The sequence below is a fragment of the Pedobacter sp. UC225_65 genome (assembly GCF_042698365.1).
Lineage (GTDB): Bacteria > Bacteroidota > Bacteroidia > Sphingobacteriales > Sphingobacteriaceae > Pedobacter.
The window spans coordinates 3,546,459-3,562,590 of the sequence record NZ_CP170550.1 but is presented as its reverse complement, the minus strand read 5'-3'; the positions used below and the strand labels follow the sequence as shown (position 1 = coordinate 3,562,590).

Annotated in this window: 13 protein-coding genes and 2 pseudogenes; 8 read left to right on the top strand and 7 right to left on the bottom strand. The window is 37.9% G+C overall.

Features of this window, described 5'->3' with window-relative positions; translation table 11 throughout:
• Positions 1-89: 89 nt before the first annotated feature.
• On the top strand, positions 90-1,667 hold the full coding sequence (locus tag ACFJIZ_RS18740) for a M28 family metallopeptidase (protein ID WP_379087560.1): 1,578 nt from the start codon (positions 90-92) through the stop codon (positions 1,665-1,667).
• Positions 1,668-1,792: 125 nt separating this feature from the next.
• Here the strand turns inward: ACFJIZ_RS18740 and ACFJIZ_RS18735 are convergent, their stop codons facing one another.
• A complete protein-coding gene (locus ACFJIZ_RS18735) occupies positions 1,793-2,278 on the bottom strand; it encodes a hypothetical protein (RefSeq protein ID WP_379087557.1) in 486 nt (161 codons plus the stop codon).
• A gap of 186 nt (positions 2,279-2,464) precedes the next feature.
• On the opposite strand from ACFJIZ_RS18735, the gene ACFJIZ_RS18730 reads away from it, so the two are divergent.
• The 3 genes from ACFJIZ_RS18730 (at position 2,465) to ACFJIZ_RS18720 (ending at position 4,964) form a co-directional block, all read left to right on the top strand.
• Positions 2,465-2,899 (top strand): hypothetical protein, encoded by a 435-nt coding sequence (locus tag ACFJIZ_RS18730; protein WP_379087554.1) that lies wholly within the window; start codon positions 2,465-2,467, stop codon positions 2,897-2,899.
• Positions 2,900-3,665: 766 nt separating this feature from the next.
• The gene (locus ACFJIZ_RS18725) at positions 3,666-4,319 is read left to right on the top strand and encodes a sensor histidine kinase (protein ID WP_379087551.1); all 654 of its coding nucleotides are present in this window, start codon (positions 3,666-3,668) and stop codon (positions 4,317-4,319) included.
• 3 nt (positions 4,320-4,322) lie between these two features.
• On the top strand, positions 4,323-4,964 hold the full coding sequence (locus ACFJIZ_RS18720) for a response regulator (RefSeq protein ID WP_379087548.1): 642 nt from the start codon (positions 4,323-4,325) through the stop codon (positions 4,962-4,964).
• A gap of 9 nt (positions 4,965-4,973) precedes the next feature.
• On the opposite strand, the gene ACFJIZ_RS18715 is transcribed toward ACFJIZ_RS18720, so the two are convergent.
• Positions 4,974-6,377 carry an MBL fold metallo-hydrolase RNA specificity domain-containing protein gene (locus ACFJIZ_RS18715; protein WP_379087545.1) on the bottom strand — a complete coding sequence of 468 codons (1,404 nt, stop codon included), beginning with the start codon at positions 6,375-6,377 and terminating at the stop codon, positions 4,974-4,976.
• A gap of 163 nt (positions 6,378-6,540) precedes the next feature.
• On the opposite strand from ACFJIZ_RS18715, the gene ACFJIZ_RS18710 reads away from it, so the two are divergent.
• The 4 genes from ACFJIZ_RS18710 to ACFJIZ_RS18695 are packed head-to-tail and all read left to right on the top strand — an operon-like array spanning position 6,541 to position 10,495.
• Entirely contained in the window at positions 6,541-6,918 is a 378-nt protein-coding gene (locus ACFJIZ_RS18710) for a BlaI/MecI/CopY family transcriptional regulator (RefSeq protein ID WP_379087542.1), read from the top strand.
• Positions 6,915-8,894, top strand: a complete 1,980-nt coding sequence (locus tag ACFJIZ_RS18705; protein WP_379087539.1) for a TonB family protein — start codon at positions 6,915-6,917, stop codon at positions 8,892-8,894. Before ACFJIZ_RS18710 ends, ACFJIZ_RS18705 begins: the two co-directional genes overlap by 4 nt.
• A gap of 18 nt (positions 8,895-8,912) precedes the next feature.
• Positions 8,913-10,052: a hypothetical protein gene (locus ACFJIZ_RS18700; protein ID WP_379087536.1), complete on the top strand. Its 1,140-nt coding sequence runs from the start codon at positions 8,913-8,915 to the stop codon at positions 10,050-10,052.
• 11 nt (positions 10,053-10,063) lie between these two features.
• Complete coding sequence (locus ACFJIZ_RS18695; RefSeq protein ID WP_379087533.1) at positions 10,064-10,495, top strand: energy transducer TonB; 432 nt, start codon at positions 10,064-10,066, stop codon at positions 10,493-10,495.
• A 183-nt stretch (positions 10,496-10,678) separates the two neighbouring features.
• Here ACFJIZ_RS18695 and ACFJIZ_RS18690 read toward each other — a convergent pair.
• From ACFJIZ_RS18690 to ACFJIZ_RS18670, 5 genes and pseudogenes are all read right to left on the bottom strand, one after another.
• A pseudogene (locus ACFJIZ_RS18690) lies at positions 10,679-11,450 on the bottom strand (succinate dehydrogenase/fumarate reductase iron-sulfur subunit).
• 97 nt (positions 11,451-11,547) lie between these two features.
• Positions 11,548-13,528 (bottom strand): annotated as a pseudogene (locus ACFJIZ_RS18685) (fumarate reductase/succinate dehydrogenase flavoprotein subunit).
• Between the two features lie 38 nt (positions 13,529-13,566).
• Entirely contained in the window at positions 13,567-14,181 is a 615-nt protein-coding gene (locus ACFJIZ_RS18680; RefSeq protein WP_379087530.1) for a succinate dehydrogenase cytochrome b subunit, read from the bottom strand.
• Positions 14,182-14,467: 286 nt separating this feature from the next.
• Entirely contained in the window at positions 14,468-14,962 is a 495-nt protein-coding gene (locus tag ACFJIZ_RS18675) for a PDZ domain-containing protein (protein WP_379094120.1), read from the bottom strand.
• 38 nt (positions 14,963-15,000) lie between these two features.
• The gene (locus ACFJIZ_RS18670) at positions 15,001-16,014 is read right to left on the bottom strand and encodes a S1C family serine protease (protein WP_379087527.1); all 1,014 of its coding nucleotides are present in this window, start codon (positions 16,012-16,014) and stop codon (positions 15,001-15,003) included.
• Positions 16,015-16,132: the final 118 nt, after the last annotated feature.

Here is a 16,132-nt window from a genome sequence, read left to right as displayed (position 1 = left end):
GGATGTGTAAAAATATGAATAGAAAGGTACAACTATTTAGCATTACCTGTAAATTCACCCACAATAACGTTACTTAAACTAAATAAGATATGATGAAAAAAATTACTTTCAGCGCACTTGCCTTAGGCTTGTGCTTCTCTGCATTTGCACAAGAACCAGTTAATACGGAGATTGTACAAAAGATCAGAACAGAAGGCTTGGATAAATCTAAAGCCATGGACATTGCCTACCACATTACTGATGTTGCTGGGCCACGTCTATCTAACTCGCCGGGCTTAAAAAGAGCACAAGACTGGGCGGTTAAATATTTCAAGGAAATGGGCCTTAAAAACGTTCATTTAGAGGCTTGGGGCGATTTTGGTAGAGGATGGCAAGTTGACAAATATTATGCAGCTACTACAGTTCCTTTTTATCGTCCGATCATTGCTTCTCCAAAAGCATGGACTCCAGGTACAAACGGTCCAATCAAATCGGAAGTAATTTTGATCAAAGCAGATACTGTAACGGATTTGGCTAAATACAAAGGTAAATTAGCAGGTAAAATCGTAATGATCGAATCGGCTACATTACAACCTTTAAAAAATTCTTATACTCCAGATGTGGTACGTTATACTGATGAAGCTTTAGCGAAAATGGCTGATGCGCAACCAGCAGCTCCAGGAGGAGGCAACCGTCCACAAGGGCCAGCTGCCAACAATAACCAAAGAGCAATGATGATGAGAATGGGCGCAGTAAGAGCAGCTATCGACAGCATGTTATTGGCTGAGAAAATCGGTTTGAAATTAACTTATGCAAGAGGTAGCTATGGTACTTTCTTTACTAGTAATGGTGCTTCTTATAAATTAGATGCTAAACCAGTTAACCCTGAGTTAGAGGTAAGCAGTGAAGATTATCTACACATCCTACGTTTGTTACGTGGTGGTGAGAAAGTAGAGATCGAAGCTGAAGTTAAGACTTCATTTTACGACAAAGATCCAAAAGGATATAACGTAATTGCCGAAATCCCTGGAACTGACCCGAAACTAAAAAGCGAAATTGTAATGCTTGGTGGCCACTACGATTCATGGCACTCAGGAACTGGCGCTACAGATAATGCAGCTGGTTCTACGGTAATGATCGAAGCCATGCGTATTTTAAAAGCGATTGATTTTAAACCAAAACGTACCATCCGTATTGCTTTATGGAGTTCGGAAGAGCAAGGTCTGTTTGGTTCTAGAGGTTATGTGAAAGAGCACTTTGCAGATCCTGCTGATATGAAACCAAAACCTGAGCATGAAAAATTAAGTGCGTATTACAACTTGGATAATGGTACTGGAACAATCCGTGGTGTATATTTACAAGGTAATACCGCTGTTAAGGATATCTTCCAGGCTTGGATCAATCCTTTTACAGACCTAGGTGCTAAAACCATTACTGTTGGTAATACCGGTGGTACCGACCACCAATCTTTTGATGGTGTAGGCTTACCTGGCTTCCAGTTCATCCAAGATCCAATGGACTACAATACACGTACCCACCACTCTAACATGGATACTTTTGACCGTTTGGTAGAAGATGACTTGAAAAAATCAGCAACGATCGTAGCTTCTTTTGTTTACCATACTTCAGAAAGAGCAGAAAAATTACCACGCAAAGAGATGCCTAAACCAGCAGCTCCAAGACAATAATTCCCAGCTCAATTTATAAAAAAGGCCTTCGAAAAATCGAAGGCCTTTTTGTTTCAAGTTGATTGATTTTTGCCAAGAACATTAGCCAAATGATAATTTTCTGTTTGGTTTAACTTTGATCGTACCTAAGCTGGACAAACACTTTGATAGCCGTACTTCATTAGTGCGGCCAACAATGACACTACAATAGGCAAAGTTATTAAAGGTAACCCTGTGCCAAAAGCTGGAATAAGTGCTAACAAAACAGCTTTGATAATGTCTTTCCATTTCAAATCACTATCTCCAAGTACCGTTCCGATCACTGTGCAAAAAATCTTGCGGATAGTTGCTTTTACCCTTGCCCATCTTCCAAATAACAAAGCTTCTTGCCCTGCAATTTTGTTTTGTGCAAATGAAAGTGACAAGGTGTTAATGCTATCTAACAATGTTTCTTCACTTCCCAAATCAACATATCTGTTGAGGAGGTAATCTTGCACTTCTGGATTGAGCAATTCGCTATCTGCATAATTGTTGATACTAAACTCATCCAAATGTGATAAGGATGTGGCTTCACTTTCAACATAGGCCAACCATTGGTCAGCATCCTGTTGTGATGTAATCAATTGTGTCATAATTTTGGTTTTTAAGTTGCGTCATCAAAGTTATCCTGACCTCTCTAAGCAGGCATACCTAAATACGCCTTATCTAATAGGGTATTTTTACGGTAGTGAATAGAAGAATTTTACTTAACTTAACTAAATGAAAACCAATAGTTTTACCATTAATAAATCAAAATTTTAATTTAACTTTTAATTATTATGGCAAACGAAGAAAACAAACAAAAGACAATCCTAGAAAGCATCTCATTTGATGAAGCTAAAGCAATGGTTCAAAATTATAGAAATACTGTTGGAGGAGGTTCAGGAGCAGGTGCTAATGAAATAACAACCTCTGTTTGGTTTAGTCTTGAGCATTTGAAGAAAATCTATGTAATCTTGGAAACAGAGAAATTACTGGGAAAAGGAACAGATGGTGTACGCGTCTATTTTGCAAAATATCCTAATGGAGAAAATAAAGATAGAAACACAGTAGTTCTTGTATCAACCTTTGAAGAACAAGTAGGAAAAAAAACCTATCACAGAGACTACTTCGAGTCCATTATGAAAGACGGTAAAGGAATGCTTCCTGAGAATAGAGGTGTACTATGTCCACCAGAAGAAGGTTGTGACCCAACAAGTGATATACTTAAATAATCAACGGCAAATATGACCCCTGCAATTAATATTATCATCGAAATAAGCTGTTTAATAGCATCGATTTTTTTTTGAAAAATGACCTATCCAAATTTTCTCGACTTACCATTTTTTATTTAACAATCGTCTGTTTAACTGAAATTTCTGGATTGATTTATATTAAGACATTTCATAAGTCAAATGCTTGGTTATATAATATCTCTATCATTTTTGAAGCTGCATATATAGCGTATGGTTTATATGCAGCTTTAATTGCTTTTACCAAAAAATCTTCTCCTATTATCTTTAGCTTTTTAGGTGTTTTTTGTCTTTGTTATCTGATTGAAATAAGTAATCACGGTTTTTTTAAATTTAATACTGTCACACTTTCTGTAATGTCCGTTTTGATTATCATGATCAGCTTATATTATTTCTTATTACTACAGAAGGATAAAAACCCGATAAATCTTAAATATCATTGGCAATTTTGGTGGGTAACAGGCGTCCTCATCTATTATTTTGGGGGTACAGTATATAATCTTTGTCTTTACTTTTTATTAGACGATATCCCAAAACCTTATAAACTATTGGTATATGTGATGATTTTTTTAAATTTAATTTTATACAGTTTTTGGGCTTATTCATTTTTATGCCGATCGCGTCAACAGAAATTATCTGGGTCATAATTGTTGCCACCTGCATCTTTGTCTTGGCTCCTCTATTCCTCTTATTTTATGTCAAACAAAACAATTGGCAAAAAATAAAAGATATAGAAGAAAAAAAAGAAATGAACCAAAAATTTGAGGCCGAGCTCCTCAAAACACATATTGAAGTACAAGAACAGACCATGCAGACCATAGCCAGTGATCTACACGACAATATTGGCCAGTTGTTGAGCTTAACTGCACTTACCTTAAACTCCATTGATATCCAACAGCAAAAGAAAGCGGAAAAGAAAGTAGGAGATTCATTATCATTGGTTAACAAATCTATTAAAGAACTACGTGAACTAGCCAAACTCTTACAAGGTGAGCAATTGGTTGCCTTGGGCCTTGGTCATGCGCTACAACAAGAATTTGATTGGCTTAAAAGAACAGGCGCTTATCAACTCCAATTCAACAACCAGCTGATCGATATAAAAATCACCTCTCCAAATAAAGACCTCATCGTACTGCGCCTTTTACAAGAGATATTCAACAACATTATTAAACATGCCAAAGCCAAGCATATTGCGATTGATGTGCATTTTAAAAATGACAGCTTACACCTTAACGTAAAGGAAGATGGTATTGGCTTTGATTACGAAATCGTGAAAAAGGAAAACCGCGGTATGGGTCTACAATCCTTGCAAAAGCGAGTAGCCATGATCAATGGCACCATTAACATTTTCTCAGAGCCAAAACTAGGCTCGTCCATTACTATAGAAATCCCCTATCCCTAAACCATGGAAACACCTACTATATCTATTGCCATTGTTGATGACCACACACTTTTCCGCTCAGGACTGGCTAGCCTTTTAGCAGAATTTGAGGAAATAACAGTCGAATTTGAGGCCAACAACGGAATTGACCTCAAAGAAAAAATTAAAAACCACCCTCACACACAGCTCGTTTTAATGGATATCAATATGCCATTAATGGATGGTTATGAAAGTACCAAATGGCTAAAAGAGCATTATCCCAAAATACATATACTTGCTTTGAGCATGTTTGACCAAGAAAAAGAGATGATCGATATGTTAAAAGCCGGTGCGGGTGGTTATATGGTTAAGGAATCTAAACCAAGTGATCTTTTGTTGGCCATTAAAACCATGATTGACAAAGGTTTCTACATCAATGAACTTGTTTCTGGTCGTTTGTTGGTTTCCTTAAAACAAACTCAAACCAAGCCCATTTTTACCGAGCGTGAGCTTGTTTTTCTACAATACTGTAGCACGGAGCTTACGTACAAGGAAATTGCTTCTTTAATGAATGTCAGTCCACGTACGGTAGATAATTACCGCGAATCGCTATTTAGTAAACTTAACATCAAGTCAAGAACAGGTCTAGTGGTCTATGCCATCAAACACCAGTTAATCAATATTTAAACCGACCAATTAACTAAGTGTAAATTCCTGATGTCTATCTGGGATTTCTACATCTTTAAACCCTTTAGCCAATAATTTTTCTCTAAAAACCTGTTGTACCTCATAATCGCCATGAACCAGGAATATCTTTTTTACTTTGTTTGGATCTTGACCTGATATAAACTTTAATAAGTCTTCATAATCACCATGTGCACTCATCGATTGGATGCTCTGCACTTCTGCCTCTACCTGAAAACGCTCTCCATAGATACTGACTTCCTTAGCTCCATTTTTTAGCTGTCCACCCAGAGATCTCGGTTCACAATAGCCTACCATTAAGATGGTATTTTTATGGTCGCTAATGTTATTTTTAATATGGTGTTTTACCCGTCCCGCCTCTGCCATACCAGATGCAGAAATAATAATACAAGGCTCCGGATTTGAATTGAGCGCTTTGGATTCCTCTGAATCTTCAACATAATGTAGACCCTTGAAATCAAATGGGTTGTCATCGACTTTTAAAACATCCAATACTTCATCATTGTATCCTTCTGCATGGTTCTCTATGATCTGCGTAGCCTTAGCTGATAAAGGACTGTCTACATAAACCTTAATGGGCGGCAGTTTCCCTTCCAAATCGAGGTTATTTAAAATATACAAAAGCTCCTGTGTACGGCCAACGCTAAACGCAGGAATGATCACTTTCCCCTTTTTTTGAACACAGGTATTTAAGATCACCTCTAAAAATGCCTGCTCTGTAGGTTGTGCATCTTTATGCAGTCGATCACCATAGGTCGACTCCAGTAAAATATAATCTGCCTGAGGAAATGCTTGTGGAGACCTGAGCAACAAATCGCCATATTGGCCAACATCTCCACTAAAACTTAAGTGTGTAGTCTGCCCGTTTTCTACAATTGTTAAGTGTACAGAGGCACTGCCAATGATATGTCCAGCATCGATAAACTGTAAGGTAACCCCTTCCATCAACCTAGTTTCGTTATGATAGTCTACGGAAACAAAATAGTCCATGGCCTTCAACACATCCTCTTCTTCATATAGTGCCTTTTCTAAGGGCAACCCTCTTTGCTGTAACTTCTTGTTTTTATATTTTAGGTCGCCTGCTTGTATCTTGGCCGAATCGAGCAATAAGATCTTACTGAGTTCTTTGGTTGCAGGAGTTCCATAAATCACACCTTTAAAACCTTGAGCAATTAAACGGGGTATCAATCCACTATGGTCTATGTGCGCATGAGATAACACCAAAATATCTACCTCAGCTGCATCAAATCCAAAATTTTCGTTTAATTCTTCCGTTTCATGTCCCATTCCCTGAAACATGCCACAGTCTAATAATATTTTTTTGCCATTCTGTAAAGTGATCAAATGTTTACTACCGGTAACGTTACGGGCAGCACCATGAAAGGCTATTTTCATATGTTTTAAAATTTATTTTTCAATATAGTAAAAATAAATCCCGAAATATTTTGTAAACTAACAGATTAGTTTTAGATTTAGCTAAGTATTTGGTATACAAACACTAAATTAGTTCTAATAAAATAATAAAAAACGCTCAGGAAAGCGCTAAACAACAATTATCATGGAAATTAAAGATTTAACGAAGGCAGAGGAACAGATCATGCAAATTGTGTGGCAACTAGAAAGCGGATTTGTAAAAGAGGTGATGGATTATTTACCCGAGCCAAAACCGGCTTACAATACCGTTTCTACCATTATCAGAATTTTAGAAGTGAAGGGTTTTATTGGCCATGAAGCTTTTGGAAAAGCACACAAATACCATCCCCTAATTAGTAGAGAAGAGTATAAAAGACATGCTACCGAAAAATTATTGGGTAGCTATTTCGAAAATTCTGTAGAAAGCATGTTCTCATTTTTTGTGAAAGAAGAAAAATTGGACTTAGGTGATGTGGATGAAATTTTAAAAATGATCAATAAATTCAAAAACAAACCAAAATGAGTTGGGCACATTATCTCCTGCAGGTAAACATCTACCTGGTTATTTTCTTCTGTTTTTACAAGCTGTTGCTAGATAAGGAAACTTATTTTGTTTTAAACCGCATTTATTTAATCGCATCTGGTGTGCTATCATTGGCCATTCCTTTTTTGCGGTTCGAATGGTTCAATAAACAAGAAGTAACACAACACATCTATACCAGTGTAGACCAATTGAATACTTTGGTTACACAGGCTACTGTTGTAAAAGACACTACAGAAAAATTTAACTGGGGTAATTTGATTGTTTTTATCTATCTGCTAGGGATATTGTTTTGCTTAGGCCGATTCATTTTTCAATTGGTTGCTGTTAGGCGCTTATTAAAAACCATTGGCAATGGCATGGCCTTCTCTTTTTTAAACAAGAAGGTCATTTCCAACAATCTACCAGAGTCGGCAACGGTTCATCTACACGAAGATATCCACGTAAAGCAATTACATACGTTGGATGTTCTATTTTTTGAATTTTTAGGCATCATTACTTGGTTCAATCCAATCATTTACGCCTATAAAAACACCATAAAAAACATCCATGAATACCTTGCAGATGAAGCTGCTGCAAAATTTCAAGGTGACAAAGAAGAATATGCCATGTTATTGCTCAGCCAGGCATTTGGCGTAAGACCAAATTCTTTAACCAATGGTTTTTTCACTAAATCATTGATCAAGAAAAGAATTTTTATGCTGCATAAACAGCGCTCCAAAAAGGTGGCCATCTTAAAATATGGATTATTTGTGCCTCTTTTTGCGCTTACTTTAGTGTTATCATCGGCCACTATCCGTAAAAACGATAAAATTCTGGGCATGGCCGATAAGATATCATCAATTACAGCCAGATCTTTTGTAAAAGAAGTATTGGCAACACCTTTAGAGGTGGTAGATTTCATCTACCCTCCTCCTCCAAAAGCGGATCGTGTACCGCAACAGACCTTAGTTTATGGAGATGTGGTTACCGAATCTACCGAGAGCGGCAATGAACCTGACCAAAATGCGCTTGAACCCTTCTATAAACATGTTTTCAACTCCATCATTTATCCTGTCAATGCTGCAGAGAATAAAATACAAGGAAATACAATCATCAATTTCTCTGTTAAAAACGGAAGAATTACAGATGCCATTGTACAGAACGAGTTGGGTTACGGTTTGGATCAAGAAGTATTAAAACCAATTGCGAACTATACCGACTACATCAAAAAAGATGGCAATTATAGCTTAAAGGCCACTTTTAAATTGGATGGGGCTGATACGCCCATGCAGAACGAAAATGCGACTACGCAAGATGGCTATACTCCATTGGCCATTACCATTACAGGCATAGCGCCCAAAGAAGAAGTTGCCATAGAGAAACCTACATCAAATTTTGTGGCTGTTTCTGCTCCACCTGTATTTCCAGGCGGTACACAAAAGCTAAACCAATTTTTGGATAAAAAAATCAAGTATCCGATAGCGGCCTTAGATAATGATATACAGGGAACGGTAACAGTAAACTTTATTGTAGAAAAAGATGGCTCACTAAGCAACCTTAAAACAGATCGTAAATTAGGTTTTGGTCTTGACGAGGAAGCAATAAGGGTACTAAAATTAAGCAAATGGCTTCCCGCTGTTCAAGATGGCAAAACAGTTAGAGTTAATTATAGCATTCCTATCAAGTTTGCGCTAGACCAGAATAAAAGAGAGAGTAAAGCAAGTGTAATTGCCAGTATTCGCTTAAAAAACTTTCCAGAAGGACCAAATAGAGAGCCTTTATTTATTGTTGACGGTGAGCTTAAAGAGACTGGGGGTATCCTAAAAGAACTTGATGCCAACAAAATTGAAACTATAGATGTATTAAAAGGAGCAAGCGCCATAGCCTTGTATGGTAAAAAAGGCGAAAATGGAGCGATTATCATCACTTCTAAAAACCCAGAAAAGGCCAGAGTATCAGCTACACTGTTTAAATAAAACCTAAAACTAAACCACATGAAAAAGCTAATCCCGTTAATAGTAATTACTCTGCTGTTGTCGGCTTCATTACAAAATGTAAAAGCTGATACCGGACGCCAGGATGTTAACAATACCAATCCTTGGGAAGCTTTTTATAAACATGTGCTTAATGGAGCTATTTACGACCAAAAAGCGATAGCTGCCGACCTGCAGGGAAATAGCTTGGTATTGTTTACCATTGCTACAGGAGGTCAACTTAAAAATGTAAAAGTTGAAGCTGCACTTGGCCTTGGCTTAGATATCGCTATTGTAAATGCCATCCTCTCTTATCCAAACCTTAAAAGTTTAAAGATTGGTAAATATGCACTAACGACCTCGTTTCTAATTGACCAGAGCAAGGCTGAGCTGATCAATAAGGACATTAAGATACCTCAAGGTTATATTGCACTAAAAAAGATAACCGTTACTGCTCCAGCTACTATTGTTTATGAAAACAGTAAGGCCATTGCCTTGAGATCAAAAAACCATAATCCTTCTGTTGATCCATTGGTAGTTTTAGATGGCAGAATACTTGATAGCTTTGAAAGCAATACGATAGATACAAAGAACATCAAGGGTGTGACTATTTTAAGAGGCTTATCTGCTATTGCGGATTATGGCGATCAAGCTAAAAATGGGGTAATTGTTATTGATACAAAAGAAGAAAATACTGATTCCCCTCAAAAATTTAACATGACCATTAAATGGAATGGGGCCGCTACTAAGACCAATGACCCGCTCTACATTGTTGATGATGAAGTGGTGGATAATATAAATACAATTTCACCAGACAAAATCAAACATATCACCATTCTAAAGGATGCCTCGGCTTTTGCCTTGTATGGTGATAAAGGAAAGAATGGTGTAATTATAATGCATACAAAAGATGCAGATAGTACTCCTCAAAAGAAGACGTTGGCCATGAAATGGAATGGATCTTCCGACAAAACCAATAGTCCGATATACATTATTGATGATGAACTAGTTGACGACATAAACACAATTAAACCAGACAAGATCGAACATATTACCATCCTAAGAAATGCATCAGCTTTTGCTACATATGGAGATAGTGCAAAAAATGGTGTGGTTATCATTACCACCAAAAAAGAAGCTAAACAAATAAACAAACCCTAAACCAAAACCACATGAAAAAAATGTTTTTCTCATCGCTATTTGCGGTGTTAATGCTCGTGTTATGTCAAAACGAAATGGTACATGCACAAGAAAAATCAACTGCAACCAAAACTGATGCAAAATTTTATGAATTTCAGAAGTTAAAAAACCCTCCTACTTATCCTGGTGGTGTTGAGCAGTTTTATAAAACGGTTTTTAATAATGTTAATTATCCTGAAGCTGCATCTAAAAAGAATGTACAGGGTACAGTAGTCTTGTCTTTTATCATTGAAAAGAATGGAGCTATAGGTAATATCTCGCCCGATAAAGATTTGGGATCGGGATTGACCGAAGCAGCGATTGTGGCTTTAAAAAGCACAAAAAAATGGGCTCCAGCTAAAATTGACGGAAAACCAGTACGTGTTAAGATGAATATTCCAATCAAATTTTCATTAAAAAGCTAGCATAATTTTAAGCAAAATTAATACTCTACAAAAAACCCCAACCAAAATGGTCGGGGTTTTTTATTGTTTAGTCTCCTTTGTCTCGGATAGTTAAATCTAATCAATTAATCGTTTAAAAACAAATCAACTTTATCGCTTTCAGTTGTTGATCTGCAACTGAAAACTGTGGACTGATCGTTGAGCTTATCCTTCTTCTTCGCTGATGAACTTAGCTGAGTAATAATCCCTGTTCATACGGGCAATATTCTCAAGCGAAATCCCTTTAGGACATTCAGCTTCGCAAGCACCAGTATTGGTACAGTTACCAAAACCTTCTGCATCCATCTGCGCTACCATGTTCTGCACACGTTTGTAACGCTCAGGCTGTCCTTGTGGCAATAAAGCCAATTGAGAAATCTTCGCAGAAACAAATAACATCGCCGAAGCATTTTTACAAGTAGCTACACAAGCTCCACAACCGATACAGGCTGCTGCTTCAAATGCTGCATCAGCTTGTGCCTTAGGAATTGGAAGATTGTTGGCATCTTGTGCATTACCTGTGTTAACCGAAATAAAGCCTCCTGCCGCAATAACACGGTCAAATGCAGACCTATCTACCGTTAAATCTTTGATTACCGGAAATGCCTTTGCTCTCCATGGCTCAACTACGATGGTATCTCCATCTTTAAAAGAACGCATGTGCAACTGACAGGTAGTTACAGCATCTTTTGGCCCGTGTGGACGTCCATTGATGAACATCGAACACATTCCGCAAATACCTTCACGACAGTCGTGGTCAAATACAATCGGCTCATCACCTTTCGTAATCAGGTCCCTCGTTTAAAACATCGAACATCTCTAAAAAAGACATATCTGGAGAGATATCCGACACTTTGTAATCTACAAGTGTTCCTTTAGTATTGTTGTTCTTCTGACGCCAAACTTTTAGCGTTAAGTTCATATTTCCTTTACTCATGGTATTGAGATTTGAGATGGGAGACCTGAGAAGTGAGATCTGAGACTGGAGTACTAATTTCTCCCATTCTCGTATCTCATATCTCTCTACTCACATCTTATTTATAACTTCTTTGTGCTATCTTAATATTTTCAAACTTCAACTCTTCTTTATGAAGCTCAAAAGTTCCGTCTCCTTTATTCTCCCAAGCCGCTACGTAAGCATAATTTTCATCATCACGTAAAGCTTCGCCTTCTTCTGTCTGGTACTCTTCTCTAAAGTGTCCTCCACAGCTTTCATTACGATTTAAAGCATCCATACACATCAATTCACCTAATTCGATGAAATCTGCTACACGGCCTGCTTTCTCTAGTTCAGGGTTATATTCATTCGACTCTCCTGGTACACGAACATCGCTCCAGAAGTCTTTTTTCAATTGTTGGATTTCAGCAATGGCTGATCTTAGTCCTTCAGCATTACGGGCCATTCCACATTTCTCCCACATGATCAAACCTAATTTTTTGTGGAAATGATCAACAGATTTGGTTCCTTTAATACCGATCAACGTATCTAAAATTCCTTTGGCTTTCGCTTCTGCTTCTACAAATGCAGGATGGTCTGTTGGAATTGCTTTTACAGAAATCTCTTTTGATAGATAAGCACCAATGGTATATGGCAACACGAAATAACCATCAGCCAAACCTTGCATCAATGCAGATGCACCTAAACGGTTGGCACCATGGTCTGAGAAGTTGGCCTCTCCGGTACAGTATAAACCAGGAACAGTTGTCATCAAGTTATAATCAACCCATAAACCACCCATTGTATAGTGAACTGCTGGATAGATTCGCATTGGCATTTCGTATGGGTTTTCACCAGTAATCTGTGCATACATATCAAATAGGTTACCATATTTCTCTTTGATCGACCTCTGTACCCAAACGCATACAAGTTTCTTTATCAGGATTGTGGTTACCTGCTTTAGAAGCTTCTATTTTACCATAACGTTCGGTATTGGCTTTAAAATCTAGGTAAACGGCCAATTTAGAAGCACCTACACCATAACCGGCATCACAACGCTCTTTGGCAGCTCTCGAAGCCACATCACGAGGCACCAAGTTACCAAAAGCAGGATAACGACGTTCTAGGTAATAATCTCTTTCGTCTTCAGGAATTTCTGAAGCTTTACGGGTATCGTCTTTCTTTTTAGGTACCCAGATTCTTCCATCGTTACGCAACGACTCAGACATTAGGGTTAGTTTAGATTGGTGATCACCAGAAACTGGGATACAAGTTGGGTGAATCTGCGTGTAACATGGATTTGCAAAAAAAGCACCTTGTTTATTTGCTTTCCAAGCTGCAGTTACGTTACTTCCCATCGCATTGGTAGAAAGGTAGAATACGTTTCCGTAACCTCCAGTTCCTAAAACCACAGCATGACCAAAGTGACGTTCCAACTCACCAGTAATCAAGTTACGGGCAATGATCCCACGGGCCTTACCATCAATTTTAACAACTTCCAACATTTCATGACGGGTAAACATCTCTACTTTACCCATTCCAATCTGACGTTCTAAAGCGCTATAGGCACCTAACAACAATTGTTGACCGGTTTGTCCTGCAGCATAAAATGTTCTTTGCACCTGCGTACCCCCAAAAGAACGGTTGTCTAACAAACCCCCATATTCTCTGGCCAATGGCACACCTTGAGCCACACACTGATCAATGATGTTTGCACTTACTTCTGCCAAACGGTGTACGTTGGCTTCGCGGGCACGGTAATCTCCACCTTTGATGGTATCGTAAAATAAACGATAGGTACTATCCCCATCATTTTGATAATTCTTTGCGGCATTGATACCACCCTGTGCAGCAATAGAGTGTGCCCTACGGGGTGAATCTTGAAAACAGAAGCATTTTACCTTGTAGCCCATTTCGGCCAAGGTTGCAGCAGCAGAAGCCCCAGCTAACCCAGAACCCACTACAATTACTTCTAAACTTCTTTTATTTGAAGGGTTAACCAAAGGCACAGACGATTTAAACTTCGTCCATTTACTCGTCAATTCTCCTTCTGGTATATTTGAATTTAATGCTGACATTATATTTAGCTTTATTCGTTCAAAATTATTTTAAAGACCTAAATAGTCCAAACCGGCATTGCTGCAAAAATCAAAGGGATAAGGATAGAGAACCAAACTCCTATGGCTTTAATGATCGGCGTATATTTTTTATGGTTCCAACCTAAAGTCTGGAAAGCAGAAGCAAAACCATGTAACAAGTGATAACCTAAAGAAATCATCGACAATACGTACAAAATCACCCATCCAATGTTAGAGAAGGTTTCTTTCATTACCGCATATAGATCTTCGTGTCCGTTCGCATCAATGGTAGGGATACCAGTAAAACGAGAAACTGTCCAGAATTGGCTCAGGTGAACAATCAAGAAGATCAACAACAAAGTACCCAATAGTCCCATAGAACGAGAATACCATTTGCTGTTGGCATTGCCATCGTTATAGGCATATTTAACAGGTCTTGCCGCTTGATTTTGGAAAGTTAAACGTGCACCTTGAACAATGTGCAGTAATAATCCTGCCATCAAAACAACCTCCATGGCCCGAATGATCCAGTTGGTGGCCATAAAATGTGCCCCTTCATTAAATAATACACCTGTATTGTCAAAGAACACAAAAGCGTTTAAGAAACAGTGTACGACTAAAAAAGAGATAAGAAAAAGGCCTGTGATGCCCATTATTAGTTTTTTTCCTATTGAAGAGGAAAAAGCATTTGCGATACTACCCATTAGCTTTTTATTTTTTTATTCAGTTAGTGCAAAAGTATTTAAAATATGATTTAAATTAGAAATGCTTGACATAAAAACACAATAAAGAAGCTATTTAGAAACGTTCTAAAAAAAACTGGTTATTATTTGTCTAAATCAATATGAAATTGAAGCTTTTAGTCTCAATTTTAAGCATAAAAAAGGGGAATAGCACAATGCCATTCCCCCAGTTATAACAGGTATTATTAATTAATTTCTATTGAAATGAAATGGTATAAATTCCACGATCGCTAATTCCGGTTATGGTTGTTTTTCCATCTCTAGAAGTTGGCAATGCTTTTTCTACCTCTTCAACACTGTTTACAGCCTTGCCATTGATCTTGGTAATCACCACACCTTTAGCAATATCATAATAATCAAATAGTTTTCCAGGCTCAACTTTGGTAACTACTACACCATTTGTAATGCCATATTTTGATTTGATCGCAGCAGAAGCTGGCGCAAACTCAGCACCTAATGCACTTGCATTTACACCTGTAGACTTGCCTGCGTTGGCAGTTGAGTTAGAAGCCAAGGCTGCATTACTTTCTGGTTTTAAGGTTACAGTTACATTTTTGGTTGTACCATCGCTTTTTAAAACGGTCAAAGCTACTTTATCACCAGGGCGCATACGTCCGATTTTTTCTTGCAAATCTGGCGAGTCATAAATCTCTACACCCTCTACTTTTTTAATGATATCACCTTCTTTGATTCCTGCAGCAGCTGCTCCACCATTAGGAATTACGCTACTTACATATAGACCATTGATCTCTTTACTTTAAGCTCTTCTGCCTTGTCAGCATCTAATGCAGCAAAACTAACACCAATATAGCCACGTTTCACCACACCATATTGTTTAAAATCTTCTAAAATCTTTTTGGCCAAATTTACTGGAATGGCAAAACCATAACCTTCGTTTCTACCAGTTTCTGAAGCAATAGCCGCATTGATACCTACCAATTCTCCATTGGCATTCACCAAAGCTCCCCCACTATTTCCTGGATTGATGGCCGCATCAGTTTGGATGTAAGATTCGATGGCTGTATTTGCCGGACGTTCTGGTCTTTTGCCTGTACGTTGCATTTCCATCCACTCTTCTTGGGTCATAGATTGGTTTTCTCTATTCAAGATCCCAATATTTCTTGCTTTTGCACTTACAATACCCGCAGTAACTGTAGTTTGTAGATCTAAAGGGAAACCAACAGCCAATACCCATTCTCCAACCTGCACATTATCAGAGTTACCCATTTTTACAAATGGCAAACCTGTAACATCAACTTTGATCAAAGCCAAGTCTGTATTGGCATCTTTACCAATTACTTTAGCGGTAACTTTACGTCTGTTAGACAAGATCACTTCAATTTTATCAGCATTGTCTACTACGTGGTTATTGGTTACGATATAACCATCAGCTGTTAAAATTACACCAGATCCTGAAGCTGCACTTGGCACTCGTGGTCTTCTGCCGCTACCGCCACCAAAAAACTGTTCAAACATATCTGGCATGCCACTACCGCTATCATTAGAAGCTTTGGCATTATAGGTGGTCTTGATATGGACTACCGCTGGCGAAACCGCAGCTGCAGCTTGTACAAAATCTACTGATCCTGCAGATGAAATTTTAACTGGGTTACTGGCAAACATCATGTTTTGCTTTTCTGTTAATGAAAAGCCATCATTGTTGCGCTCTAATAGTTTATAAGCGCCAATTGCAACTGCTCCTCCTAAAAAGGCAGCAAACACTATTAATCCTATTTTTTTCATTGTTTATATTATTTATTTATCTTTTTACGAATGACTTACTCAAATTTAATACCATATAAACGATATTTGCACGTGTAACACATCTGATTTTGTGTTAAAAAATGTTAAATCAAATTTA